Below are 25,200 nucleotides of genomic sequence, written 5' to 3'. Positions count from 1 at the left end.
CATGGCAGCCCCGCCGCGCCTCAACCGCGCATCATGTCCGCAGCCTGCTCGGTGGCTTCGGTGGTGCGCGTCGCCAGCTTCCTCACCTCATCGGCCACCACGGCGAAGCCCCTGCCCGCCTCGCCGGCACGGGCCGCTTCGATGGCCGCATTGAGTGCCAGCAGGTTGGTCTGGCTGGCGATGCTCTGGATAGTGCCGACGATCTGCGTCAGCTTGGTGATGTTCGATTCCAGGGTGCGCTGGTGCGCCGCCTCGGTCTCGCGCATGGCGTTCTGCTGGTGCTGCAGGTCCACGTCCACCAAGGCCCCCACCACCCGCAGCGGCGCGCCGCTGGCATCGCGCTTGGTCTGGCCACGGGCACGGAACCAGCGGTACTCGCCGCTCTTCATCTTCAGCCGGTACTCGACATCGAAGGGGGTCTTGCCGCTGCGGTCGTTCAGGTGCGCCTGGAAGGCCTCCAGGCTATAGCCCTTGTCGTCCGGGTGCAGGCGCGAGGCCCAACTGTCGAGCACATCGGGGAATTCCTCGACAGTCTCGAAACCGAGCAGACGGCGGAACTGCGGCGACCACCAGAAGGGGTTCTTCGGGTTCACCGGATCCCCGGCGATCACTTCCATGTCCCACAAGCCATCGGAAAGCATTTCGCGCGCCAGCTCGAAGCGGGTGATGATCACCTCGTGCTCGGCCGCGCGCTCGAGCTCATCGTGGATGTCGCGCAGGGCGCCGGCCACGCGCAGCGGCGTGCCACGGCCGTCGCGCAGGGTTTCGCCCTGGGCGAAGAACCAGCGGTAGCTGCCGTCCTTCATGGCCAGGCGATTCTTGACCCGATAGGGCGTCATGCCGGACTTGTCGTTCAGGTGGCGGGCGAAGGCATCCAGCGTGGCCGCGCGATCGTCCGGGTGGAGTCGGTCGGCCCAACTGGCCAACACGTTGGGAAAGTCTTGCTCATTGCGGAAGCCGAGCATTTCGCGGAACTGCTGCGACCACCAGAAGCGATTGCGCGGGTTGACCGGGTCGCCCGCGACCACTTCCATGTCCCACAAGCCCTCGCTGGAGGCACGGTTGACCAGGTCGAAGCGGGTTTCCGAAGCGCGCGCCGTAGCGTCGGCCTCGGCCAGCAACTGACGCGCCGACTCCAGCTCGCGCTCGAGTTCGGCGATGCGCGCCTGGTCCTGCGCGGCCTGCGATTCACGGGAGGTCCAGGCCTGTTGCACGGCCATCCAGTTGGCCGGGCCTTGGTCTGCAAGGGACAACGATTGGGTCAGCTGTTTGAGCGCCTGAAGCTCGCCGGACCGGCGGAAGAGATGCAGCATGTTTGGGGTACTCGAAGGAAGACGGGGCGCCTTTCCATGGCTAACGAGGTGGATCTGCAATGCACGCCAGTGCGGGCTGCGCAAGCCCGGCACGGGCAACGCAGCCTTCGACCCGCGCGGCAGTCGAAAGGTTGCGTTGCATTACTGGCGATATGATATCCAAGCCCTGGGGTTTGCGCTGCGTCCTCATCGAACCACTGGTCGCCCGCCGCCTTCGCGCCCCGGCTACGGCATGCCCAACCAGGCCGGCAAGGCCAGCGAGATGAACGGCACGTAGGTCACCAGCACCAGGAACAGCAGCAGGATCGACAACCACGGCAGCGCCGCGCGAATGGTCTGGCCCAGGGTCAGGCCGGTCACCGCACTGGTGACGAACAGGTTCAGCCCCACCGGCGGGTGCACCAGGCCGATCTCCATGTTCACCACCATGACGATGCCCAGGTGAATCGGGTCGATACCCAGCTTCATGGCGATGGGGAAGAAGATCGGCGCCAGGATCAGGATGATCGCCGACGGCTCCATGAAGCTGCCGGCCACCAGCAGCACCACGTTGACCATGATCAGGAAGCCCAGCGGCGTCAGGCCCTCGGACAGCACCCATTGGGTGATCTGCTGGGGAATCTGCTCGGTGGTCAGCACATGGGCGAAGAGCATGGCGTTAGCGATGATGAACAACAGCATGATGGTCAGCCGGCCGGATTCGAGCAGCACCTTGGGGCACTCGCGCCAGCTCATGTCGCGGTACACGAACAGGGCGATGAACGCCGAGTACACCGCCGCCACCGCCGCCGCTTCGGTGGGGGTGAACATGCCGCTGTAGATGCCGCCGAGGATGATCACCAGCAGCAACAGCCCCCAGAACGCCCGGCGCGCGGTACGCAGCCATTCGGCGAAACTGGCCCGTGGCTGCGCGGGCAGCTTCTTGATGCGTGCCACGATGTAGATGGTCACCATCAGGAACAGGCCCAGCAGGATGCCCGGCACCACACCGGCCATGAACAGCTTGCCCACCGAGGTTTCGGTGGCGGCCGAGTACACCACCATGACGATCGACGGCGGAATCAGGATGCCCAGGGTGCCGGCGTTGCAGATGATCCCGGCGCCGAATTCCTTGGGATAGCCCGAGCGCACCATGCCGGCCACGGCAATCGAGCCCACCGCCGCGACGGTGGCGGGCGATGAACCGGACAACGCGGCGAACAGCATGCACGCCAGCACCGCCGCAATCGCCAGGCCGCCGCGAATGTGGCCGACGCAGGCGTTGGCGAAATCGATCAGGCGCTGGGCCACGCCACCGGTGGTCATGAACGCGCCCGACAGCAGGAAGAACGGGATGGCCAGGAAGGTGTAGCTGTCGGACGTCTCGAACAGCTTGATCGCCAGCGAGCTGAGCGAGTCCTGGCTGAACAGCAGGATCGACACCGCGCCGGACAGCCCCAGGGAAATGGCGATCGGCACGCCCAGGAACATGAACACGAACAGCAGCAGGAACAGGCAGATGACGGTCATCAGTGTGACTCCTCGCCCGGGTTGGCCAGTTTGCTCGCCTCGGCGGCTTCGTCTGCCAGGCCCAGTCCGGTCTGGCGGTGGGTGACGATGCGGTAGAGGATTTCCAGGTAACGCACGATGATCAGGGCAAAGCCGAACGGCACGATCAAGGCGATGTGGCCGACCTGGATGCCGTAGCGGTCCAGGTCCTCGGCACCGATGCCGGCGGCGAGCACGGCGCTCACCCACTTGAGGCTAGCGATCAGAAACAACCCGGCGTAGGCCAGGCAGCAGGCGCAGGCGATCATCGCCAGCACGCGCTGCACCGGTTTGCGCGCCCGTCGCACCAGCACGTCGACGCCCAGGTGGCCGGCGGTGCGCACGCCATAGGCGATACCGAAGAAGATCAGCCAGCCGAACAGCGCCTTGGTCAGGGCGATGCTCCAGGTCATTTCCTGGGCGTAACCCATCAGGTGATCGCCGATGTCGAGCAGCGGCTCGCTGGCGAAGCTGAAGCGGTCGCTGAGGCTGTAGAACAGCGTGTAGAGGTTGTTCAGGGCCACGTAGATGAAGGTGATCAAAGTCATGGCCGCCAGGAGAAAGGCGATCATGCCTTCCTCGAAATGCTCCCAGACGTATCTGATCCGTTGCATGGGCAATCTCCGGACAGGAAGGGGCCGGGCCGCCTGGCGAACAGGCGGCCGTGGGCGGTGACGTCGATCAGGACGGGGTGTTGGCGGCGTCGGCGGCCTTGATCAGGTCGGCGCCGATCTGCTCGGAGAACATGTCCCACACCGGACGCATGGCCTCGCGCCACTGCGCACGCTGCTCGGGGGTGAGCGCGTCGATCTCGCTGGTCTTGGCGTCGATGATTTTCTGCCGCGAGGCCAGGTTCAGTTCCTCGGCCTGCTTGTTCACCTCGACCGTGACCTTGTCCATGATCGCCTGGAGTTCGCCGCGCACGTCTTCGGGCAGGCTGTTCCAGAACTTGGCGTTGGTGATCACCATGTAGTCGATCAGGCCGTGATTGGTCTCGGTGAAGAACGGCTGCACTTCGTTGACCTTCTGGCTCTCGTAGTTCGACCAGGTGTTCTCGGTACCGTTGACGGTACCGGTCTGCAGGCCCTGGTAGACCTCGGCGAAGCTCATCTTGCGCGGGTTGGCGCGGATGGCCTTGAACTGTTCTTCGAGCACGCTGGAGGCCTGCACGCGGAACTTCAGGCCACGGGCGTCCTTGGGCAGGATCACCTTCTTGTTCGCCGACAGTTGCTTGAGGCCGTTGTGCCAATAGGCCAGGCCATGAATGCCCTTGTCTTCCATGGAGGTGAGCAAGGCCTTGCCCTGCGGGCCATGCTGGAAGCGGTCGACGGCGGCCAGGTCGTTGAACAGGAACGGCAGGTCGAACAGTTGCACCTGCTTGTTGTAGTGCTCGAACTTGGCCAGCGACGGCGCCAGCATCTGCACGTCGCCCAGCAGCAGGGCTTCCATTTCCTTGCCGTCGCCGAACAGCGAAGAGTTGGGGTAGACCTCGACCTTGACCTTGCCCTTGAGCTGCGGGTCGGCCTCCACCAGCTTCTGGAACATCAGCGCGCCCTGGCCTTTGGGCGTGCTGTCGGCCACCACGTGGGCGAACTTGATGATCACAGGGTCGGCGGCGTGGGCGAGCCCGGCCATGGAGACGGCGGCGGCGCACAACAGCGCCTGGGTCAGCTTCAACATCGATGTCACCTTTTATTGTTGTTGGATGGATCAGCAGGGAAGCATGCCAAGGGTACGATGGCCCATGTGGGCGTGTTTGCAGAATCTGCTTTTGTGTAAGCCTGCGTTTGGCTGGGGTGAACGCCCGCCTCGCGCTGGCGTGTTGGCCGAGGGTCAAGCGCTCGCGATCAGCCCAATGCCAACAGCCGCTGCGCGCGCAACAGCACCGGCGCATCGACCATCTGTCCGTCGAGCTGGAACGCTCCGGCGCCCTTGGCCGCGACACTGGCCTCGACCACCCGGCGCGCCCAGGCCAGCTCGTCGCTGCTCGGGGCGAGCACGCCATGAATCAACGGCACCTGACTGGGATGAATGCACAGCGCCCCACCATAGCCCATGTCGTAGGCATGGCGCATGGCCCGTTGCTGGCCCTCGGGATCGCCGATGGCCGGGAACACGCCGTCCAGCGGCGGCGCCAGATCGGCCCCTCGGGAATGCAACTGCACGGCCATGCGCGCCTGGTCGAGAAAACGCTGCGCGGCGGCGCTTTGGCTGTTGAGGTTCAGGTCCAGCGCCAGGTCGAGGCTGCCGAACGACAGGCGCTCGACGCCCTCGGCCCCGGCGATGCGTTCCAGCGCCAGCAAACCCTTGGCCGTCTCGATGATCGGCAGCACCGGCTTGCCGGTGCGCCAGGCCAGCGCCACCTGCGCGGCGCTCTCCACCTTCGGCAGCAGCACCGCAATCACCCCCGCGTGCAGGGCGCAGAACGCCAGGTCGTCGGCATGGCCGGGGTGCTGCGGGGCATTGACCCGCACCCACACCCGCGCCTGCGGCTGGGCGCCGAGGAAGGCGGCGAGGTTGTCGCGGGCCTGGGCCTTGAGCGCTTCCTCCACCGCGTCCTCGAAATCGACGATCACGGCATCGGCCCCGGCTGCCAAGGCCTTGGCGAAACGCTCGGGACGACTGCCCGGCACGAACAGCGCGGAACGCACGATGGATCGTTGCATCGCTATCGGCTCCATGTCCTTACACCACACCGGCGGCAGCGAGCCGGGCCTGGTCATCGCGGGAGAATCCCAGCTCTTCGAGAATCACCGCACTGTGCTCGCCCAGGCCCGGCACCGGGTCCATGCGCGGCGTGAAGGCGCTGTTGCGCCCTGGCGGCAGCAGCGACGGCAGCGCACCGGACGGACTGTCCACCTGGCGCCAGCGGTCGCGGGCCGCCAACTGCGGGTGCTGCCACACGCCGTGCATGTCGTTGACCCGGGCATTGGCGATCTGCGCCGCCTCCAGACGCGCCACCACCTCGTCCAGCGACAGCGTGGCGAAGCCATCGACGATGATCTGGCGCAACACCTCACGATGCTCGGAACGGCGGAAGTTGGCCGAGAAGCGCGGGTCGCTGGCCAGCGCCGGGTCGAGCAGCACCTGCTCGCAGAACACCTGCCATTCGCGCTCGTTCTGCAGGCCGAGCATGATCGTGCCGCCGTCACCGGTGGGAAACGGCCCGTAGGGGTAGATGGTCGAGTGCGAGGCGCCCGCGCGCGGCGGCGGCGGCGCGCCGTCGTAGGCGTAGTACATCGGGTAGCCCATCCACTCCACCAGGCTTTCCAGCATCGACACATCGATGCGGCTGCCCACCCCGGTCCTGTCGCGCAGCAGCAGCGCCGAGAGCACGCCGGTGTAGGCGTACATGCCCGCGGCAATGTCGGCCACCGAGCAACCGGCCTTGGCCATCTGTTCCTCGCCCGGCCCACCGGTCACCGAGAGGAAGCCGCCTTCGCTCTGGATCAGCAGGTCGTAGGCTTTCTTCTTCTCGTAAGGCCCGCCCTCGCCGTAGCCGGAGATGTCGCACACGATCAGCCGTGGATAGCGCGCGTGCAGGGCCTCGAACGACAAGCCCATGCGCGCCGCCGCGCCCGGCGCCAGGTTCTGCACCAGCACGTCGGCCTTGGCCAACAGCCCGTGGAGAATGCCGTCGGCCTCGGCCTGCTTGAGGTCCAGGGTGAGGCTCTGCTTGGAGCGGTTGGTCCACACGAAGTGCGAGGCGAGACCTGCCACGCGCTGGTCGTAGCCACGGGCGAAGTCGCCGCTGCCGGGGCGTTCGATCTTGATCACGCGCGCGCCCAGGTCCGCCAGTTGGCGGGTGCAGAACGGCGCGGCGATGGCATGTTCCAGGCTGACGACGGTGATGCCGTCCAGCGGGCGGGGAGCCGATTGAGTCATGGCGAATTCCTGTTCGGTAGTCAGTGCAGATCGGCCAGCGACTGCGCATCGCGCAGTTGCCAGACACGCTCGATCAATACCCGGCCCTCGTCCGCGCTGCGCTGCCCGGCATAGGCCAGCAGGCGCTGGAACTTGGCTTCCAGTTCGGCACGGCTGAGGGTATTGCCCGGATCGCCCTTGGGCTGGTCGATGGCCGCGCTGAAGGTGCGGCCATCGACACCGCGCACCTCGACCCGGCCCAGCCAGCGCGCCGGGTAGGCGGCGTCCACTTCAGGGTCCAGTTGCATGCGCACCTTGTCGCGAAACGCCGCCACCTGCGGGTCGCTCAGGGCCAGGTCGCGGAACTCCAGCAACTGCGCACGACCGTGCACGGCGATCAGGCCCAGCACGGTGCCCATGGAAAACTTGGCCTGGTGCACCGTGGTCGGCGTGCTCACCCGCCCCAGCACATCGATGGCGCCTTGATGCACGCGAGTGACCACCTCGGCGATGTCCCCGTGCGCCAGCCCTTCGCGCTGCATCAGGTGCAACAGGGCGTCGGCGGCGGGATGGGTGTGGCGGCACGAGGCGTGGAACTTGAACGAGGTTTCCGCCAACGCCCAGCGGGTGCCGAGACGGTCGGACAAGCGCGCCGGATCGGCATCGCGGGACATGCCCGCCGCCAATCCCTGCTCGCCTTCGAGCACATTGCGCGCCCCGGTCAGGCCATCGGCGGTGAGGTAGGCGGCCAGCAGGCCGTCGGCGGCGGCCTTGGCCGTGTGCAACTGCTTGGAGTCGGCCGCATCGCGCAGGAACTCCCACAGCCCGGCGGCCTGGGTGCCGGCGCTGCCCAGCAGGTTGACGAACTGCTCGCGGTCGAAGGCCATGAGCTTGCCCACGCCCACCGCAGCGGCCAGGGTGCCGACCGTGGCGGTGGTGTGGAAGATGCGGTAGTGCGAGCGGCCAAGGAACTCGCCGATGCGAATGCCCGCCTCGTAGCCGGCCACGGCAGCCAGCAGCAGCTCCTGGCCGGACTTGCCCAGGTCCTGGGCCGCCGCCAGCACGGCGGAGAACACCACGGTGGCCGGGTGCAGCACCGAGCTGTTGTGCAGGTCGTCCTGCTCCACCAGGTGCGAGGCGGCGCCGTTGACCAGCGCGGCGAAGTACGGCGAGGTGCGTCGCCCGCTGGTCAGCACCCGCGCCCGGCCCGAAGACGGGCCCATGCGCTCGGCATAGCGCTCGAACAGCGGAATCGGGTGCGAGCCCTGGCTGGCCAGGGCCGAGCCGAGCCAGTCGAGGAACAGGTCTTCGGTACGGTCCAGCACCGAAGCGGGTATGTCGCTGTAGCGAAGTTCGGCGAGGAAGCCGGCCAGGGCCTGGGTATCGCGCATGGTCAGGCCCTCAGAAGCTGCGCGGCAGCTCGAGCAGGTGCTCGGCCACGTACGACAGGATCAGGTTGGTGGAGATCGGCGCCACCTGATACAGGCGGGTTTCACGGAACTTGCGCTCGACGTCGTATTCGTTGGCGAAGCCGAAGCCGCCGTGGGTCTGCAGGCAGGCGTTGGCCGCTTCCCACGAGGCCTTGGCCGCCAGGTACTTGGCCATGTTCGCCGCGGCCCCGGCATTGGCGCCACGGTCGTACTCGGCGCAGGCGCGCCAGCGCATCAGGTCGGCGGCCTCCAGTTCGATATGGGCTTCGGCGATAGGGAACTGCACGCCCTGGTTCTGGCCAATCGGACGGCCGAACACCACGCGGTCGCGGGCGTACTGGCTGGCCTTCTCGACGAACCAGCGACCGTCGCCGATGCACTCGGCGGCGATCAGCGTGCGCTCGGCGTTGAGGCCGTCGAGGATGTAGCGAAACCCCTTGCCCTCCTCGCCGATCAGGCTGCTGGCGGGAATCTCCAGGTTGTCGAAGAACAGCTCGTTGGTCTCGTGGTTGACCATGTTGGCGATCGGCTGCACGGTCAGGCCCTGGCCGATGGCCTCGCGCAGGTCGACCAGGAAGATCGACATGCCTTCGGACTTTTTCTTCACCTCGGCCAGCGGCGTGGTGCGCGCCAGCAGGATCATCAGGTCCGAGTGCTGCACACGCGAGATCCACACTTTCTGGCCGTTGATCCGGTAGTGGTCGCCCTGGCGCACGGCGGTGGTCTTGAGCTGGGTGGTGTCGGTGCCGGTGGTCGGTTCGGTGACGCCCATCGATTGCAGGCGCAGTTCGCCGCTGGCGAGCTTGGGCAGATAGAAATTTTTCTGTGCCTCGCTGCCGTGTCGCAGCAAGGTGAACATGTTGTACATCTGCCCGTGGATGGTCCCGGAGTTGCCGCCGCAGCGGTTGACCTCCTCCAGGATCACCGAGGCCTCGGCCAGGCCCAGGCCCGAGCCGCCGTACTGTTCCGGGATCATCGCCGACAGCCAGCCGGCGTCGGTCATGGCCTTGACGAAGGCTTCCGGAAAGCCTTTGCGCTCGTCGAGCTGGCGCCAGTACTCGGCGGGGAATTCGGCGCACAAGGCGCGCACGCCTTCGCGGATGGCAGTGAGGTCATCGCTGTCGTAGCTGTGCATGGGGGCGTCTCTGCTGAGGGTCAGTCGAAGGTCACGTCGGCGCTCTGGGCGATGCCATCGGCGTTGCCGGCCCACAGCCGGGCCGTGCCGGGCGCGTCGAGGCAGCCGCTCACCTGGAAGGGCGTGGGCAAGGTCAGCGGGCGCAGGCCGCGGTAGGCGAAATGACGCACGCGCTTGTCAGGGTGGGCGCGCCTGAATGCGCGCAAGCTGAGGGTGGCGATCAGCGGACCGTGCACCACCAGGTCGGGGTAGCCTTCGCTGCGGGTGACGTAGGGCTGGTCGTAGTGGATGCGATGGCCGTTGAAGGTGACGGCCGAGTAGCGGAACAGTAGGGTCGACGTCGGTGCGATGGTTTCGCTCCACTGGCCCGCTTCGCAGCCCTGGCCGCTGCCGGTCTTCGGCGGGTTGGGCTCGCGGTAGACGATGTCCTGTTCTTCACGCACGCACAGCCGGCCGTCCTGGCTGTAGTCATGGCGCACGGTGACGAACAGCAAGGCGCCGCTGCGTCCGAGCTTCTCTTCGATGTGGGTGATGGTGGAGAGGCGATGGGCCTCTCCGCCAACGATCAACGGCTCGATGAACTCGACCCGCCCGCCGGCCCACATGCGGTTGCGGTTGTCGGCCGGCGGCAGGAAACCGCCCCGTGCCGGATGGCCATCGCCGCCCAACTGCGCCTCATCGACCGGCTCCTGGAAAAAGCACCAGGTCCACAGCGGCGGCAGCGCCTCGCCATGCCCCGGCGCCGTTTCGCCAAAGGTGGCGGCAATGCGCTTGACCAGATTGCGGCTGAGCACATCCCAGGCCTCTTCGGTGCGGCCGATCCAGGCGCTGTAGTCGGTAGGGTGCATCGGAGCAGTCATGAGTGGGGCCTCTGCGTCTTGTTATTGTGTGAGGAAGCAGTGCCAAGCGGCGACCTGCAGGCTCTGCGCGACCGGTTTGCCGCTTACGGCTCGCCGCTCGCCACTGCCCTTCAACCGATGATGCGAGGCGCCCGGCATTCTGTGAATTTGCATTTGCGTAAGCCAGCGTTCATAACTGCCGAACGCCATCACCGTGACAGGACCTCCCCATGCACTTCGATCTGGCAGACCTGCGGCTGTTCATCCACATCGGCGAGTCGCCGAGCCTGACCCAGGGCGCGCGCCGCGCCTTTCTCTCGCCGGCGGCGGCCAGCGCGCGGATCAAGGCGCTCGAAGCGCAGCTCGACACGCGCCTGCTGTACCGCGACAGCCGTGGCGTGGAGCTGACCCCGGCCGGGCACACGCTGCTCACCCACGCGCGGCTGATCATGCGTCAGGTGGACTATCTGAAAGCCGAGTTCACCCGCTTCGGCACCGACTCGGCCGGGCATATCCGCATCTTCGCCAACACCACGGCGGTCACCGAATTCCTGCCCGAGGTGCTGGCCGGTTTTCTCGCCGAGCGCCCTGGGGTCACGGTGGACCTGCAAGAGCGGCTGTCACGGGACATCGTGCGCGGCGTGCTCGACGGCAGCAGCGACATGGGCATCATCGCCGGGCCCGTGGAAGCGTCGGGGTTGCAGGTGATGCGCTTCAGCACCGACCGTCTGGTGTTGATCGTGCCGGCCGGCCACGAGTTGGCCGGGCGGCGGCAGGTGACGTTGAAGCAGACCCTGGCCTACCAGCACATCGGCCTGCACGACGGCAGCACGCTGCTGACCTTTCTGCGCGACCATGTCGAACGCATGGGGCAGAGCCTGGCGCTGCGCATCCAGATGTCGAGTTTCGAGGCGATCTGCCGGATGGTCGAGGCCGGCGTGGGTATCGGCATCATTCCCGAGTCGGCGGCGCTGCGTCACAGCCGCACCATGAACCTGGTGACCATCGCCCTGGACGAATCCTGGTCGATCCGCGAGCGCAGCATCCTGGTGCGCGAACTCGATGCCCTGCCCGGCACCGTCCGCGCGCTGATCGCCACGCTGATGCCGGACGACGCGCCCGTGCCGATGGTTTAGGACCCGGCCTGGTGGCGGGGCGGTGTGTCAGGCCGTTGCGCATCGTCTGCTTTGCGGCCGCTGCGCGCCCGATCGCGACACAAGGCCGCTCCTACACGAATCTGAGCCATCACCCCTGTGCGTACAAGGCGTCAAGCCGGAGCTTGGCCTGCGCGCACGCATCGTACGCGCGCAAGAGATCCATCAACGCCTGCGCATCCAATGACTGGCCCTGGTGCGTCAGCCCGTAGCAGATCAGCGTCACCTGCGGCTGGACACCGCCTTTGACCTTGGCCCTGGGCATCCAGGGTCCCAGCCGATTGCGTGGGCGCGGCAGGACTGTGCCTGGCTTGAGGGTGAGCACGATGTGCAGGTCCCGCCCCTGCCTGACCCGCCCCTCGACCAGGTCGACCAAGGCCAATTCCCGGTCCAGGCACGCGAACCACAACCGCTCATGGGTCAGGCGCAGCAGCGGCTGCTGCCCCGTGTCACGCTGCAGCCAAAGGCTGCGGATCGCCAACGCGGCCAGCAGCCATAGCGGCACGCTCACCGGCCAGGCATCCTTCAGGCACCAGAGCGCCAGCCCGGCCAACACCAACACACCCACCGCCAACATCCCGCGCACCTGGGGCGACTGCGTCAGTTCGGTCACCGGCGGCAAGGCCGCCAGTTGGGCCTCGTGCTCGGCGATGGCTGCACGACGGCGGGCGTCCATGCGTGCGTCGAACTCACGCCCCAGCGACTGCGCCAAATCGTCGAGCGAAGCGCAATCGCTACTCATGCACGAGCCCCTCGGCTGGACGCCTGCTGGGCACCGAGCAACCCTTCGAACCAGCGCCGGTCTTCCTCGCTGGGCACCCGCGTAGCGGTCGCCAACAGCTCGGCGTCGGCCTTGACCTTCAGCTCACGCAAACGCAGCGCGGTCGGTGGATGGCTGTCGAACGGGTGGGCCAGGGCGTGTTGCAGCACCTGCTCGTCCAGCACCAAGGGATGCTCGCGCAGATGCCCCTGCCAGGCCTGCAGCAGGTTATCGCCCGCGCGCGCCGCCAACACCTGGGGCAACGCCTCGTCCAGGGCGATGATCCGCAACAGCGCCTGGCCAAACACCTGCGTGCCGGCCACCTGCGCCCCGACCCGGTCCGCCGCCAGCTCCTGCACCCGGCTCCAGTGCTGCACCGCACGCTCGAACTGCTCCAGGAACTGCCCCGCCATCCACAGCGCCGGTCGTTCCAACCACGGCGGTGGGCCATCGTCCTCGGTCAGGCTGGCGTAGTGCGCGCACATCAGGCCGAACTGCGCAGCCAGGGCACTGCTGCGCTCGGTGTCCTGGGAACGGAAATGCCCCAGCTCGTGGCCGATGATCGCGGCGGTCTCCGCCTGGCTGAGTGCGCATAGCGCGGTGAGCGGCAGGTACAGCGTGCGACCGTGCAGCGCTTGACCCGAAGGTTGCAGGACCACCGGCACGCTGGTGACGAAGAACGACTGGTCCAACCCCACCACCAGATGGTCGGGTGTCGGCGCCCCGACCTGCTCGGCCAGGCTGCGCACCCAGGCCCACACCGCTGGCGCCTGTTGCAGGCTCAGGGTGCGCCCCAGAAAGCTCGACGATGGCGACTCCAGCACCGTCCACTGCCGACGCAAGCGGTCGATCATCACCACGCCAGCACAGATCATCGAGACCATGGACAGCACGATGATCAGCGCGCTCAAGCCGCCTTGCTTGAAGTTGCTGTAGCCCCAACTGATCTCGTACAGCAGCGCCAGCCCCAGCGCGCCCACCAGCAGACCGGTGTAACCGATCAGGCAGCGTCCCAGCACGTGCCAACTGCGTGCCAGGCGCTGTTCCAGAAAGTCTTGCGAAAGCCGCGCCCGCCAGGCGTCGATGCGGATCTTCAGCCAGGTGCCGACCCCTGCCAGCAGCGCCGCCACCGCCAGCCAGTACGCCAACTCGCCCAGCCAGGCGCGCAGGTGCAGCGAGCCGGCGTCGGCGTCGACCAGGTCGATCTGGCGCTGGAAATACCGGGCGCGATCTTCAGGGCGGATCACGTCATTGCGCTCGCGCGCCGACAGTCTTGCCAGCAAGGTGTCGTCGGACGTGGCGATCCACTGGCGCATGATCTCGGCGGTTTCCAGGTCATGGTTGGCGCGCCAGGACTGCTGGGCGGTCCAGGCCATGAGCAGCAGTGGCAGCAGGATCACGGGCAGCGCCCACCACAGGCGTTTGGTCAGGTTCACCGGCGTATCTCCAACTCGATGACTTCAGCGCGCAGCACCGAAGCGCTGCACCTGTGGATAGAGCTCGCCCAGGGTGCGCCGCGCCTGCGCCGCTTCGATGTAGTCCAGCAGCAGGGAAGTCAGCGCCTCGAAGTCGATGCGCTGGCCATCGAGGGTGGGCACGCACAGCCAGAGCTCGACACTCAGGCCGCCGGCCACCGGATGGGCATCGGGCGCGGTCAGCGACTTGAAGCAGGCGGCTTGCAGCGCCGGTGCGCGGGCGTGCGCGGCGACTCGAAAGGTCAGCACCGTTCTCAGGTGACGCTGGTCGATCTCGAAACCCGAAAAGGTGTGCAGCGGCACCGCACCGTTCGAGTTGGAGAACGTCAGGGTGTTCGGGGTCAGGGCCAGGACACACTGGCCATGCCGGCGGCGCAACGCTTCGGCCAAGGCCAGCGCGGCGACACCCGCCAGCACCAGCGCCAGGCTGACGGCCCAGGCCAGCAGGAAAACGGGCTTGCCGGGCGTGATGCCGATCACCACGAAGACCCACGACAACCAGCCTCCCAGGGCCACCATCAGCCCGCCGAACACCGCACAGGCCAGCGACTTGCCACGCGAGGACTCACGGATCTCCAGGCGTTCGGTCGGCCCGTCGGCCAGACGCTGCAGGTCGATCAGATGCGCTTCGCGAGCGGCCTCATCCACGCGGCTGTACCACCGCGAGCTGACGCTCGGCGCAGGCGGCATCGCGATACGCCTCCAGCAACGCCGCCATCTCGCGGACCGAGACCTTGCGCCCACCACTCATCAAACCGGCCGACATGATGCGGATGCAGGGCTCGGGCTCCGTGTCGACCACGGCCTGGTCGGCGAAGAACACCATGTGCCGCACCCGGTGGGTCGGCAGGATGGCCTCGCGGCTCAGGGTCAATTCCTGGGTGGTGAGCAGGCCCTCTTCCTTGACGCTGATGTCTTCGACATCGGCCAGGTCCACCGGCGCCGACAGGGTATCGACCCAGACCTGACGACGGGTCAGGCGCATGAACACCTGGGTACCGGCGTTGCGGTGCTGCCAGAACAGGGCGGCACCGAACAGCACCAGCGCCACGCCGCACAGCACCACCAGCAGCTTGCCGCTGGAGAGGCCGAAGAACACGCCGCCTACGCCGGCCAGGGCGATCACCGGTCCCCACCGTTTGTAGCGGGGAGAGTTGGTGAACTCGGTCTGCTCGGGCACGCGTTCGAGGGTCTGCTTGAGCTCGGCGATCACTCGGCCGAGCTGGGCCTGGCTGGACCCTGAGGCGTCGCTGCCGGATGGCCCGTTCAGCGGGTCGGGTTTGTCTGGGTTATTCACGCAAAACACTCTCTGGATAGGGGAAAGCGACGCTGAAAAGCGTTTCGATGCAGCGGCGTCATCCCTGACGCAGCAGCAGGTCCAACTGACGCTGCGCACGCGCAGCATCGCGGTAGGCGGCCAGGATCGCGCCCATTTCATCCACATGCACCCGGCGTCCAGCGGTCATGATGCCGGCGGACATGATGCGGATATGCGGACGCGGCTTTTTCAACGCCATGGCCTGGTTGCCGAACAGTTGGAATTTCGCGGCACGGTGGGTGGGCAATACAGCCTCGCTGCTCAGGTCGAGCTTCTGCTGCATCACCTGGCCTTCGTCCTTGACGCTGATGTCCTCGACATCGGCCATTTCCACCGGCGCCGACAGCGAGTCGACCCACAACTGCCGGCGATTCAGGCGCATGAACACCTGCGTGCCGGCCGTGCGGTGCTGCCACGACATCACCCCGAACAGCACCGCCATGATCACGCCAAGCCAGGTCAGGCCAGCGCTGCCGGTCTTCATCCCACCGAAGGCGATGGCCAGGCTGACCAGTAGCAGGATCGGCCCCCACACCTTGAAACGCGGCGTGTTGGTGAACTCGATCTGCTCGGGCACCTGGTCGATCACCTGTTTCAGCTCGGCGATCACCTGCTCGCGCTGGGCAGCGCGGGACTGGTCGTATTCGGCGCCAAGCGAGTCGGACAGTGCGTTAAGCGAGTTGGGCTGGTCTGGCGTGCTCATGGGCAAGGCTCTCGGCAAAAGAAGGGGTATTTATTTTTGTGCGTTCAGGTAATCGGTCAGGAACGCCTGGGCATTGCCCTGCTCGGACAGCGACTCGGAGTAACCCAGTTTCAGCGCCTGGGCTTCACCCGGCAGGTACAGCTCGCTGGCGGCCCAGCTGTCCGAACCCTGGATCACCAGCGCGGCGAATTTCTGGCCATCGACGGTGGTGTAGTAACGGGTGGCCTTGTCGGTCTTCTCGACCTTCATTTTCTGGATCTTCATGTTCCAGTCGTGGTCCACGCCCTCGACCTGCACCAGGGCTTCGTTGGCGCTGCGCTCGCCGATGCGCAGGGTCCACACCTTCACGCCTTGCTCGCCGGCATAGGCCACCACCTTATCGGCCACGGGCGGACGATCCTCGGCCTGGGCCTGCGCGATGCCCATGAACAGGGCTACGGAAGTGGCCAGTACGGCCGCCCATCTACGATACGTCAGCATGCTCGTCGCTCCTCGGAGGTCAAAAGTGGAGTATTGAAGTGGACCCTCAGGGAACTGCCAAGCCATTTGGCCGTCTCTCACAACTAACGGCCCGCCACTCACAACGGCTGACGGTAAAGATGTGGACGCGTTAACATTGCGCACCGCGTCACTCACCTCATTCACGGACGCGCTCGCCCCATGAACAGCCCGAACCCCTATCTCGACACCCACTTCAGCTTCGACAGCCCGTCATCCCTGGCCCAGGCCGGTGTGTTCGACCGCCGCACGGCGCAGGTCATGGGCAGCGCGGTGGGCCACTACCATGCGCACACCGTGCGCGAGCACCTGCAGTACTTCGACTGCGACCTGCAGTTCCCCGAGCCGCTGCGCATCGAGAAGGTATTGCCCGGCAGCCTGTGCATCGTCCAGGTGCTGGACGGCCAGTGGCAGCACCGCATCGAGGGTCGGCTGAACCAGTACGAAGCCGGCACGCCCCATGTGCTGGGCCTGAGCGAGAGCATGCAGGCGGTCGACACCCTGGCCCCCGGCAGCCACGCGCGCATGGCCGGGCTGCGGGTGGCCGGCCGTTACCTGCGCGAGTTGGCCGAGGAAGACCCGAACCTGCGCCCGTTGCTGGCGCTGCTGGGCGATGGCATGAGCTTCAGCGCCCTGCCCGCCTGCCCCGCCGTGGGCCGCCTGCTCGAACAGCTCTACCACTGCCCGTACCACGGCGCGCTCAAGCGCTTGCACCAGGAAAGCCTGAGCCTGGCCGTGCTGGTGGAGTTGGGGGCGCATGTGGCCGGCCGCGTAGCCCCGCCCGACGCGCCGCAGCGCGGCCAGCAGGACCTGGCCCACGAGGCTCGGCGTCTGCTCGACGAACACCTGGCCGATCCGCCGACGGTATTGGAGCTGGCGCGTCAGCTAGGGGTCGGCGAAACCACCCTGCGCCGCGCCTTCGCCAAGGTATTCGGTCAGTCGATGCTGCAGTACCTGCGCCAGCAGCGCATGGAGCTGGCGCGCACGCTGCTGCTGCAACGCAAATGGCAGGTGGCGCAGATCGCCTATCGCCTGGGCTACGCCAACCCGGCCAACTTCAGCAACGCCTACAAGGCCTACCACGGCCACCCGCCCGGCATGGCCTGAGCGCCGCTGCGCTCAGCGCTGGGCGCGGGTCATGTGCATCACCAGGGTGAAGCGGTCGCGTGGGTAGACGGTTTCGGACACCGAGATGATTTCACCGGCCTGATCGCGGTAATGGCGGATGATGTTCAGCCCCAGATCGCCGCTGGGCGCTTTCAAGCTCGCGCTCAGCTCGGCGGTGAGCTGCACCGGGCTGACCTCCTGGTCCACCGACTCGATGCTCTTGGCGAAGGCCTTGCCGATCAAGGCGGCGATCAGCTCGCCCGGATGCGCCTCGGCCTCGGCCACCACCTCGGCGAAGCGCTGTTCGGCGTAGACGTCGGTCCAGCACAGCGGATAGCGCCGCTCGCCACTTTCGACCTTGATGCTCGACACGCAGAAGTAATGCCCGCCCGGCGTCAGCCCCAGGCGCTTGGCCAGGGCGATGTCGGCCACGAAATGGCGCACGCCCTGTATTTCACGGACATGGGATTCGGCCACCTGGACCAGGTCGGTGATCGAATCGATCGCCTGCGAATAACCGCTGCGCGGCGCTGCCGCCTCGACCCGCGTACCGACCTTTCGTCGCCGCGAGACCATGCCCTGGCCCTGCAACTGGTCGATGGCCGCCCGCACCGTGTGTCGCCCCACGCCGTACAGCTCGCACAGCTCAAGCTCGGTGGGCAGCAGCGAGCCGACCGGGTGATCGCCACGGGCGATCTTGTCGGTGAGGTCTCTGGCGATATCGGAGTAGCGGCCACGGGTGCTCATTGACGGCTCATGTTCACGGAAGGCAAAGGGTTGACAGTGTACCAAATGTGGCAGACCATTTTGTTCGGATATATCAAATAAGTTCGATTAATTTCGAACAAATACCGAACAAGAAAGGATCCGCCATGTCCACCACCGTCTTCGATTCCGCCCTGTTCCGCGACATGTTCGGCACCGCCGAAATGCGCGGCGTGTTCTCCGACAAAGCGCTGATCGAGCGCTACATCGAAGTGGAGATCGCCCTCGCCCGCGCCGAGGCCCGCTGCGGCGTGATTCCGGCCGCTGCCGCCGACGAGATCGCCGCCAAGGCCACCTACGCCTCGCTGGACCTGGCGCTGATGCAGCACGAGACCGAAATCGTCGGCTACCCGATCCTGCCCCTGGTCGAGCAACTGTCGAAAACCTGCGGCGAAGCCGGACGCTACGTGCACTGGGGCGCCACCACCCAGGACATCATGGACACCGCCGTGGTCCTGCAGGTGCGCGCCGCCCTGGCCATCGTCGAGCGCGATATCCAGGCCGTGCGTGGCCTGCTCGCCGACCTGGCGCAGCGCTACCGCGACACGCCGATGGCCGGTCGCACCCACTTGCAGCACGCCCTGCCGATCACCTTCGGCTACAAGTGCGCGGTGTGGCTGAGCATGTTCGACCGCCACGCCGAGCGCCTGGTCGAGCTGCGCCCACGGGTGGAAATCGGTCAGTTCGCCGGCGCCGCCGGCACCCTCGCCTCGCTCGGCGACAAAGGCCTGGACGTGCAGGAAGCGCTGATGGCCGAACTGGGCCTGGGCGTGCCGCAAGCCACTTGGCACGTGGCCCGCGACGGCCTGGCCGAAGCCCTGAACTTCCTCGGCCTGGTCAGCGGTTCGCTGGGCAAGGTCGCGCTGGACGTGATGATGATGATGACCAGCGAGCTGGGCGAGGCCTACGAGCCCTTCGTCAAAGGCCGGGGCGCCAGCAGCACCATGCCGCAGAAACGCAACCCGATCTCCTGCGAGCTGATGTACGCCGCCGCCAAGGGCGTGCGCCAGCAGGCCGGGCTGATGCTCGATGCGATGATCCAGGACTTCGAGCGCTCCACCGGCCCGTGGCAGGCCGAATGGATCGCCATTCCCGAAGCCTTCGCCCTCACCGCCGCCTCCTTGGGCCAGGCCAAGTTCATGCTCGCCGGCCTGGAAGTGCGCACCGAGCGCATGCGCCAGAACCTGGACATGACCCGTGGGTTGATCGTCGCCGAAGCGGTGATGATGGGCCTGGCGCCGGAGTTGGGTCGCCAGGTCGCCCACGACGTGGTGTATGCCGCGTGCCGCGTGGCCAACGACGAAGGCGTCAGCCTGCTCGATGCGCTGCTGCGCGATGCCGAGGTCAGCGCACGCCTGCCGCGCGCCGAGCTCGAACGCCTGACCGACCCGGCCAACTACCTGGGTCTGGCGCCGCAGATGGTCGACCGCGCCCTGGAGCGCCAAGGCCGCGTGCCGCGTTGATGCAAGACGCGGGCTGTGTGCAGCCCGCGTGGTTTTCTCGACAACGACAACAATGAGAATTCGACCATGTCATCTGCCCCTGCAAAACCCTTCTACCGCGACCTGACCTTCCAGGTGGTCGCGGCCATGCTCATCGGCATCGCCTTCGGCTTCATCGCTCCGGAGCTGGCGGCCAAGTTCAAGATCCTCGGCGACATCTTCCTCAAGCTGATCAAGACCGCCGTGGCCCCCCTGGTGTTCTTCACCGTGGTCCACGGCATCGCCTCGGCCGGCGACATCCGCCGCGTCGGCAAGGTCGGTATCCGCGCGCTGATCTACTTCGAGGTGGTCTCCACCCTGGCCCTGGCCATCGGCCTGGGCTGGGGCAACCTGATCGACATCGGTTCGGGCATGCATGATGCCCATCCCAACAGCGCCACCTCGGCCGCTGCCGCTGCCGCCGTGGCCAAGGGACACGCGCCGCAGTCGACCCTGGACTTCATCTACGGCATCTTCCCCGACAACTTCGTCGGCGCCTTCGCGGGCGGTCAGTTGCTGCAAGTGCTGGTGATCTCGGTGCTGTTCGGCTTCGCCCTGCTGGCGCTCAAGGCCGAGCGCCGCGCGGTGGTCGAGGACGGCCTGAACCGCGTCTCGGAGTGCTTCTTCGAGTTCATCAACCTGATCATGAAGCTCGCCCCGCTGGGCGCCTTCGGCTCGGTGGCCTACGCGGTGGGCAGCAATGGCACGGCGGTGCTGATGTCGCTGGCCAACCTGGTGCTGATGTTCTACGTGGCGGTGCTGTTCTTCATCTTCGTGATCCTCGGCACCGTGTGCCGGTTGTGCGGCTTCAGCCTGTGGCGCTTCCTCAAGTACATCAAGGATGAAGTGTTCATCGTGCTCGGCACCGCCTCGTCGGAAAGCGCCCTGCCGCGCCTGTTGCAGAAGCTGGAGAAGTTCGGCTGCTCCAAGCAGAGCGTTGGCCTGGTACTGCCCACCGGCTACGCCTTCAACCTCGACGGCACGTCGATCTACATGTCGCTGTGCGTGCTGTTCATCGCCAACGCCTATGGCGTGCCGCTGAGCTGGGAACAGCAACTGGGCATCATCGCCATCATGCTGGTGACCTCCAAGGGGGCGGCGGCGGTGTCCGGCGGCAGCTTCGTGGTGTTCGCCGCCACCGTCACGGCCATCGGCAACCTGCCGGTCGAAGGCCTGGCGCTGCTGTTCGGGGTGTACCGCTTCATGTCCATGGCCATCGCCACGTGCAACACCATCGGCAACAGCGTGGCCACCGTGGTGGTCGCCAAGTGGTCCGGCGAGTTCTCCGAGCAGCAGGCCCAGGGCGAGTACGAGCGGGTGCTCGGACGTGCCTCGGCGGCGCCGCTCTGAGCCATGGAGAAGCCCATGCAAACCTTTCGTCTGGAACACGACGCCTTCGGCGCGGTGCAGATTCCCCAGGACAAGTACTGGGGCGCCCAGACCCAGCGCGCCATCGGCGTGTTCGGCGCCGGTCGCGAGCAGTTCCCGCCTGCGCTGGTGCATGCCTTCGGCCAGCAGAAGCTGGCCTGCGCCCGGGCCAACCGGCGCCTGGGCACACTGGACGCGGCGCTGGCCGAGGTGATCGAGCAGGCCGCGCAGGCGCTTGCCGACGGCCACTTCGACAGCCACTTTCCGCTGACGCTGTGGCAAACCGGCTCCGGCACGCAGACCAACATGAACGCCAACGAGGTGATCGCCAACCGCGCCAACCAGTTGCTGGGCCAGCCCTTGGGCGGCAAGACGCCGGTGCACCCGAACGATCACGTCAACCGCTCGCAGTCGTCCAACGACACCTTCCCCACGGTGATGCACCTGAGCACCCGCCTGGCCTTGAGCCAGGCGCTGCTGCCGGCGCTGGTGCAGTTGCAGGCCGCGCTGCAGGACAAGGCGCAGCAATGGCAGGCGGTGCTGAAGATCGGTCGCACGCACTTGATGGATGCCGTGCCCATGACCCTGGGCCAGGCCTTCGCCAGCTTCGCCGCGCAGATCGCCCATGGCATCGAACGCGTGCACGGCTGCCTGCCCCGGCTGAGCAGCCTGCCCCAGGGCGGCACGGCGGTAGGCACTGGACTGAACGCACCGCCAGGCTTCGCCGAAGCTTTCTGCGAAGCGCTGTCGCAGATCACCGAAACCCCGTTCACCGCCAACCCGTGTGCGTTCGAGGGCATGGGTACCCACGATGTGTTCGTCGAAGTATCGGGGGTGCTCAACGTGCTGGCAGTGTCGCTGAGCAAGCTGGCCAACGACATTCGCCTGCTCGGCTCCGGGCCGCGTTGCGGGCTGGGCGAGCTGATCGTGCCGGACGACGGGCTGACGTCCTCGATCATGCCGGGCAAACGCAACCCGACGCTGGCCGAGGTGCTGGCCCAGGCCTGCATGCAGGTGATGGGCAACCACACCACGGTGACGGTGGCCGGCGCGTCCAGCCTGTTCGAGCTGAACGTGGCGAAACCGGTGATCATCCACAACGTGTTGCAGTCGATCAGCGTGCTGAGCGAGAGCATCGTGCGTTTCACCGAGCATTTGCTGCTGGGTCTGGAAGTGGATCGCGCGGTGCTGGCGCGCAACGTGGAAGGCTCGTTGCTGCTGGCCACGGCGCTGAACCCGGTGCTGGGCTACGACCAGGTGGCGCGCATCACGCGCAAGGCGGCCGATGAAGGACTGACACCGAAACAGGCCGCCGTAGCGCTGGGCCTGCTGACCGAACAGGCGTACGACGCGCATGTTCGGCCAGACCAGATGGTCGGGCGCTGAGGCCTGTAGGTTCGGCTTCGCCGCGGCCATTGCAGGGACCGCTCTGCGGTCCAATCGCGGCGCAAGGCCGCTCCCACAAGTTGGCCGGTGTAGGCTCAGACAGCCTGGGCGGGCCTCGTGCGCTGAGGCCTTTGCGGGCAACTGTCATGCTCAATTTCTGGCAGCTCGCACGCTCTCGTGGGAGCGGCCTCGTGTCGCGATTGGACTGCGCAGCAGTCCCAGGTTTTCAGCTTCGCCGTGGCCGCTTGCGCTAGCGCAGGGTCTTGAAGAAGCCCATGCGCTGGCCCAGTGCATCGGCCAGCGCCAGCAACTCCTGGCTGTCCTGCGCCAGGCGCGTGGAGCCGGCCTGAACCTGCTGCGACGAGCCCTGGATGCGCTGGATATCCTGGCCCAGCAGCGTCGCCGCCGTGTCCTGCTGCGAAGACGCCGTGGCGATCTGCTCGTTCATCCGACTGATCGCCGCCACCTCGCGGCGGATCTCGTTCAACGAACGCTGCGCCACCTGCGTGCGCTGCACTGTCTCCTGGGCCAGCTCGCGGCTGCTGCCGACGATCTGCGCAGTCTTGCCGGCGCCGTCCTGCAACTTGCCGATCATGGCGCTGATCTCGCGGGTCGATTCCTGGGTGCGGTTGGCCAGCGAGCGCACCTCGTCGGCGACCACCGCGAAGCCCCGGCCGAACTCGCCGGCGCGCGCCGCTTCGATGGCCGCGTTGAGCGCCAGCAGGTTGGTCCGCTCGGCGATCGAGTTGATCACCTCGATGATGCTTTCGATGGCCTGGCTGTCCGAGGCCACTTGCAGCACCGCCTCGCTGGCCGACTCCAGCACCTGGGACAACGCCTGCATCGAATCGGCCGTGCCTTCGACCACGGTCTTGCCGGCATCCACTTCCTGGTCCGCGGCGGCGGACGCTTGCGCAGCGGTGGCGGCGTAGGCGGAGATCTGGTTGATCGCGGCCACCAGTTGGGTCACGGCGCTGGCCATCTGCTGGGTGTCGTCACCCTGCTGCTGCATGCGCCCTTGGTTGTCCGACGCGTTCTGGCGCATGCGGCTGGAGGACTCGACCAGGTCGCTCGCCACCTGGTTGACCTGGGTGACGATCTCGGTGAGGTGACGGTTGGTGGTGCCTAGCGCGCCCATCACGCTGTGCGGGTGCTGGCTGCGCAGGTTCGGGTCGATCTGGCCTTCGGCCAGGCCGCGCAACAGACGCGCCACTTCCTCAGGCTCGGCACCGAGGGTCGAGCGGATGCTGCGGATGATCAGCAGCGAGGCGACCAGGCTCAGCAACGCGGCCAGGGCCACCGACCACAGCATCAGCCCGGCGAAGCCCGAGGCGCTCGCACGCACCTGGGCGATGTCGTGCACCACGTCCTTTTCCTGGAAGTCGATGAAGGCGTTGATGCTGCGCAGCCATTCCTTGTAGTCCGGCCCCACCTGAGCCAGCAGCAGTGCCTGGGCCTGGGCGAAATCGCCTTGCCGGCGCAGTCCAAGCAACTGCGCGGTGGCCGCCTGGGCGCTGCGTTCGGCGACCTGGATCTGCTGCTGCAGGCGCAGTTCTTCGGCACTGCCCTGCCCCTCGCCGAGCATCTTGGCCAACGGCGCGGCCGAGGTCTGATAGACGTCGTCCAGACGCTGGATGTCCTGGAGAATCGGCGTCAATTGGCTATCCTCGTGCACCAGCACCGCGTCGCGCAGGGCGATGGCGCGGTCGTGCACGCTGCCGCGCAAGTTGATGGCATAGCGCTGTTTGACAGTGGTCTGGCTGCTGACCTGGGTCAGTCGCTCGTCGATGCCGCCAACTCGCCGCACGCCGATGGCCGTGACGATCAGCATCAAACCCACGACCAATGCAAAGCCGAAGGCCAACCTTTTGGTGATACCGATCTTGCCGAACATGTTCTTCCCCAAGCGCTAAAAGCTATTTGCCAGCATTCTCTACGAGAATCTGGGACGCGCGTATTAAAAAACTGCCTATGGGATGAATTGACTGCGCACATGGCTCGCGCGCACGGCGGGCAGGAACTAGCATCGAAGGCACGCGGTTTACCACCGCTGCACATTGAGGTTGCCTGCATGCCACACGCGCTCCGACGCTTTCTGCTCCTGCTGTTGACCAGCCTGCTGAGCGCCCAGGCCTTCGCCGCCCCCCAGACCCTGCGCCTGGGCACCGCCGCCCCCTACGCCTTCCTCGCCTTCGCCAACGACGACCTGCAGCGCGCCAGCCTGCCCGTGCAGCGGGCGGTGATCGTGCTGCACGGCGTGCGCCGCAACGCCGACGACTATTACCAGGCGGGCGAGCGACTGCTGAGCGCGGCGGGGCTGACCGCCAACGACACCCTGCTGCTGGCGCCGAACTTCCTCACCGTCAACGACCGCCTCGCCACACCGGACATGCCGTTATGGCCCAAGAACCTGTGGATGCAGGGCACCGAATCGCGCAGCGGGCGTGCAGGCATCGCCGGCTTCAGCGTGCTCGACGATCTGCTGGCCTACCTGAGCGACCGCCAGCACTTTCCCGCGCTCAAGGACATCCTGGTGATCGGTCACTCCGCCGGCGGCCAATTGCTGCAGCGCTACACCTTGCTCGGCGACGGTGACCAGGGCTTGGGCGCGCGCGGTATCAACGTGCGTTACCTGGTATCCAGCCCGTCGTCCTACCTGTACCTGGATGCCAACCGCCTGCGCGATGGCGTCTTTGAGCCGCTGGCCAGTCACGATTGCCCTGACTACAACCACTACCGCTACGGTCTGGAGCAGGCGCCGGCGTACTTCACTCGCCAGGGCCTGGACGCCGTGCAGGTGTTCCGACGCTACGCCGCGCGCGACGTGACCTACATGGTCGGTCAGCTCGACGACAAGCCGGACGACCCGGTCATGGATCACGCCTGCGGCGCCGCCGTCCAAGGCGCCACCCGGCTGACACGCCAGCTCGCCTACCTGCACTACGAGGCGTTTCTGGCCCAGCAGTGGCAAACGCCCGTGGCGCATCGACAGTTCCAGGTGCAGGGCGTCGGCCACAATGCGGCGCGGCTGCTGGTGGCCAAGGACGTGGTCACGATGGCGCGCGCGCCGCACTGAC

At 66.7% G+C, this 25,200-nt stretch carries 23 protein-coding genes; 6 read left to right on the top strand and 17 right to left on the bottom strand.

Going from position 1 to position 25,200, the window contains the following annotated elements:
• Positions 1-20: 20 nt before the first annotated feature.
• The 9 genes from Q7C30_RS02550 to Q7C30_RS02510 all read right to left on the bottom strand — a co-directional run bounded on the left by Q7C30_RS02550 (position 21) and on the right by Q7C30_RS02510 (position 10,117).
• Entirely contained in the window at positions 21-1,313 is a 1,293-nt protein-coding gene (locus Q7C30_RS02550) for a PAS domain-containing protein (RefSeq protein WP_317870557.1), read from the bottom strand.
• 225 nt (positions 1,314-1,538) lie between these two features.
• The gene (dctM, locus tag Q7C30_RS02545) at positions 1,539-2,822 is read right to left on the bottom strand and encodes a C4-dicarboxylate TRAP transporter large permease protein DctM (protein WP_039580398.1); all 1,284 of its coding nucleotides are present in this window, start codon (positions 2,820-2,822) and stop codon (positions 1,539-1,541) included.
• Complete coding sequence (locus Q7C30_RS02540; protein WP_317870556.1) at positions 2,822-3,454, bottom strand: TRAP transporter small permease; 633 nt, start codon at positions 3,452-3,454, stop codon at positions 2,822-2,824. The genes dctM and Q7C30_RS02540 overlap by 1 nt, the downstream gene beginning before the upstream one ends.
• Positions 3,455-3,521: 67 nt before the next feature.
• Positions 3,522-4,520, bottom strand: coding sequence for a TRAP transporter substrate-binding protein (locus Q7C30_RS02535; RefSeq protein WP_317870555.1), 999 nt, complete (start codon positions 4,518-4,520; stop codon positions 3,522-3,524).
• A gap of 167 nt (positions 4,521-4,687) precedes the next feature.
• Complete coding sequence (locus Q7C30_RS02530; protein ID WP_317870554.1) at positions 4,688-5,506, bottom strand: CoA ester lyase; 819 nt, start codon at positions 5,504-5,506, stop codon at positions 4,688-4,690.
• Positions 5,507-5,525: 19 nt separating this feature from the next.
• Complete coding sequence (locus Q7C30_RS02525; RefSeq protein WP_116889268.1) at positions 5,526-6,725, bottom strand: CaiB/BaiF CoA-transferase family protein; 1,200 nt, start codon at positions 6,723-6,725, stop codon at positions 5,526-5,528.
• Between the two features lie 20 nt (positions 6,726-6,745).
• Complete coding sequence (locus Q7C30_RS02520) at positions 6,746-8,095, bottom strand: MmgE/PrpD family protein (RefSeq protein WP_317870552.1); 1,350 nt, start codon at positions 8,093-8,095, stop codon at positions 6,746-6,748.
• A 10-nt stretch (positions 8,096-8,105) separates the two neighbouring features.
• On the bottom strand, positions 8,106-9,269 hold the full coding sequence (locus Q7C30_RS02515; RefSeq protein WP_039580410.1) for an acyl-CoA dehydrogenase family protein: 1,164 nt from the start codon (positions 9,267-9,269) through the stop codon (positions 8,106-8,108).
• 20 nt (positions 9,270-9,289) lie between these two features.
• Positions 9,290-10,117 carry a MaoC family dehydratase N-terminal domain-containing protein gene (locus Q7C30_RS02510; RefSeq protein ID WP_317870566.1) on the bottom strand — a complete coding sequence of 276 codons (828 nt, stop codon included), beginning with the start codon at positions 10,115-10,117 and terminating at the stop codon, positions 9,290-9,292.
• Between the two features lie 221 nt (positions 10,118-10,338).
• Here Q7C30_RS02510 and Q7C30_RS02505 point away from each other — a divergent pair, with 221 nt between their 5' ends.
• Positions 10,339-11,244 (top strand): LysR family transcriptional regulator, encoded by a 906-nt coding sequence (locus Q7C30_RS02505; protein ID WP_317870550.1) that lies wholly within the window; start codon positions 10,339-10,341, stop codon positions 11,242-11,244.
• A 109-nt stretch (positions 11,245-11,353) separates the two neighbouring features.
• Here Q7C30_RS02505 and Q7C30_RS02500 read toward each other — a convergent pair whose 3' ends face one another.
• The 6 genes from Q7C30_RS02500 to Q7C30_RS02475 are packed head-to-tail and all read right to left on the bottom strand — an operon-like array spanning position 11,354 to position 15,998.
• Positions 11,354-12,004: a hypothetical protein gene (locus tag Q7C30_RS02500; RefSeq protein WP_317870549.1), complete on the bottom strand. Its 651-nt coding sequence runs from the start codon at positions 12,002-12,004 to the stop codon at positions 11,354-11,356.
• A complete protein-coding gene (locus Q7C30_RS02495) occupies positions 12,001-13,458 on the bottom strand; it encodes a M48 family metalloprotease (RefSeq protein WP_317870548.1) in 1,458 nt (485 codons plus the stop codon). Before Q7C30_RS02495 ends, Q7C30_RS02500 begins: the two co-directional genes overlap by 4 nt.
• A 24-nt stretch (positions 13,459-13,482) precedes the next feature.
• Complete coding sequence (locus tag Q7C30_RS02490) at positions 13,483-14,145, bottom strand: hypothetical protein (protein WP_317870547.1); 663 nt, start codon at positions 14,143-14,145, stop codon at positions 13,483-13,485.
• Entirely contained in the window at positions 14,138-14,794 is a 657-nt protein-coding gene (locus Q7C30_RS02485; protein ID WP_317870546.1) for a hypothetical protein, read from the bottom strand. The genes Q7C30_RS02490 and Q7C30_RS02485 overlap by 8 nt, the downstream gene beginning before the upstream one ends.
• Positions 14,795-14,852: 58 nt before the next feature.
• Positions 14,853-15,518, bottom strand: a complete 666-nt coding sequence (locus Q7C30_RS02480; RefSeq protein ID WP_317870545.1) for a hypothetical protein — start codon at positions 15,516-15,518, stop codon at positions 14,853-14,855.
• Positions 15,519-15,548: 30 nt separating this feature from the next.
• Complete coding sequence (locus Q7C30_RS02475) at positions 15,549-15,998, bottom strand: hypothetical protein (RefSeq protein WP_029615174.1); 450 nt, start codon at positions 15,996-15,998, stop codon at positions 15,549-15,551.
• Between the two features lie 180 nt (positions 15,999-16,178).
• Here Q7C30_RS02475 and Q7C30_RS02470 point away from each other — a divergent pair, with 180 nt between their 5' ends.
• A complete protein-coding gene (locus Q7C30_RS02470; RefSeq protein ID WP_317870544.1) occupies positions 16,179-17,123 on the top strand; it encodes an AraC family transcriptional regulator in 945 nt (314 codons plus the stop codon).
• 12 nt (positions 17,124-17,135) lie between these two features.
• On the opposite strand, the gene Q7C30_RS02465 is transcribed toward Q7C30_RS02470, so the two are convergent.
• The gene (locus Q7C30_RS02465; RefSeq protein WP_039580426.1) at positions 17,136-17,870 is read right to left on the bottom strand and encodes a GntR family transcriptional regulator; all 735 of its coding nucleotides are present in this window, start codon (positions 17,868-17,870) and stop codon (positions 17,136-17,138) included.
• Between the two features lie 125 nt (positions 17,871-17,995).
• Here Q7C30_RS02465 and Q7C30_RS02460 point away from each other — a divergent pair, with 125 nt between their 5' ends.
• The 3 genes from Q7C30_RS02460 to Q7C30_RS02450 all read left to right on the top strand — a co-directional run bounded on the left by Q7C30_RS02460 (position 17,996) and on the right by Q7C30_RS02450 (position 22,123).
• Positions 17,996-19,351 (top strand): adenylosuccinate lyase family protein, encoded by a 1,356-nt coding sequence (locus Q7C30_RS02460; RefSeq protein WP_116889282.1) that lies wholly within the window; start codon positions 17,996-17,998, stop codon positions 19,349-19,351.
• A 66-nt stretch (positions 19,352-19,417) separates the two neighbouring features.
• Positions 19,418-20,719 carry a C4-dicarboxylate transporter DctA gene (gene dctA / locus Q7C30_RS02455; protein ID WP_029615177.1) on the top strand — a complete coding sequence of 434 codons (1,302 nt, stop codon included), beginning with the start codon at positions 19,418-19,420 and terminating at the stop codon, positions 20,717-20,719.
• Between the two features lie 15 nt (positions 20,720-20,734).
• A complete protein-coding gene (locus Q7C30_RS02450) occupies positions 20,735-22,123 on the top strand; it encodes a class II fumarate hydratase (protein WP_317870542.1) in 1,389 nt (462 codons plus the stop codon).
• A 250-nt stretch (positions 22,124-22,373) separates the two neighbouring features.
• Here Q7C30_RS02450 and Q7C30_RS02445 read toward each other — a convergent pair whose 3' ends face one another.
• Positions 22,374-24,017, bottom strand: coding sequence for a methyl-accepting chemotaxis protein (locus Q7C30_RS02445; RefSeq protein ID WP_317870540.1), 1,644 nt, complete (start codon positions 24,015-24,017; stop codon positions 22,374-22,376).
• Positions 24,018-24,194: 177 nt separating this feature from the next.
• On the opposite strand from Q7C30_RS02445, the gene Q7C30_RS02440 reads away from it, so the two are divergent.
• On the top strand, positions 24,195-25,199 hold the full coding sequence (locus Q7C30_RS02440; RefSeq protein ID WP_317870538.1) for a hypothetical protein: 1,005 nt from the start codon (positions 24,195-24,197) through the stop codon (positions 25,197-25,199).
• Position 25,200: the final 1 nt, after the last annotated feature.

Source organism: Pseudomonas sp. RAC1, from assembly GCF_030658255.1.
Classification (GTDB): domain Bacteria; phylum Pseudomonadota; class Gammaproteobacteria; order Pseudomonadales; family Pseudomonadaceae; genus Aquipseudomonas; species Aquipseudomonas boreofloridensis.
The sequence above is the reverse complement of the archived record's forward strand: the minus strand, read 5'-3'. Positions and strand labels throughout refer to the sequence as shown.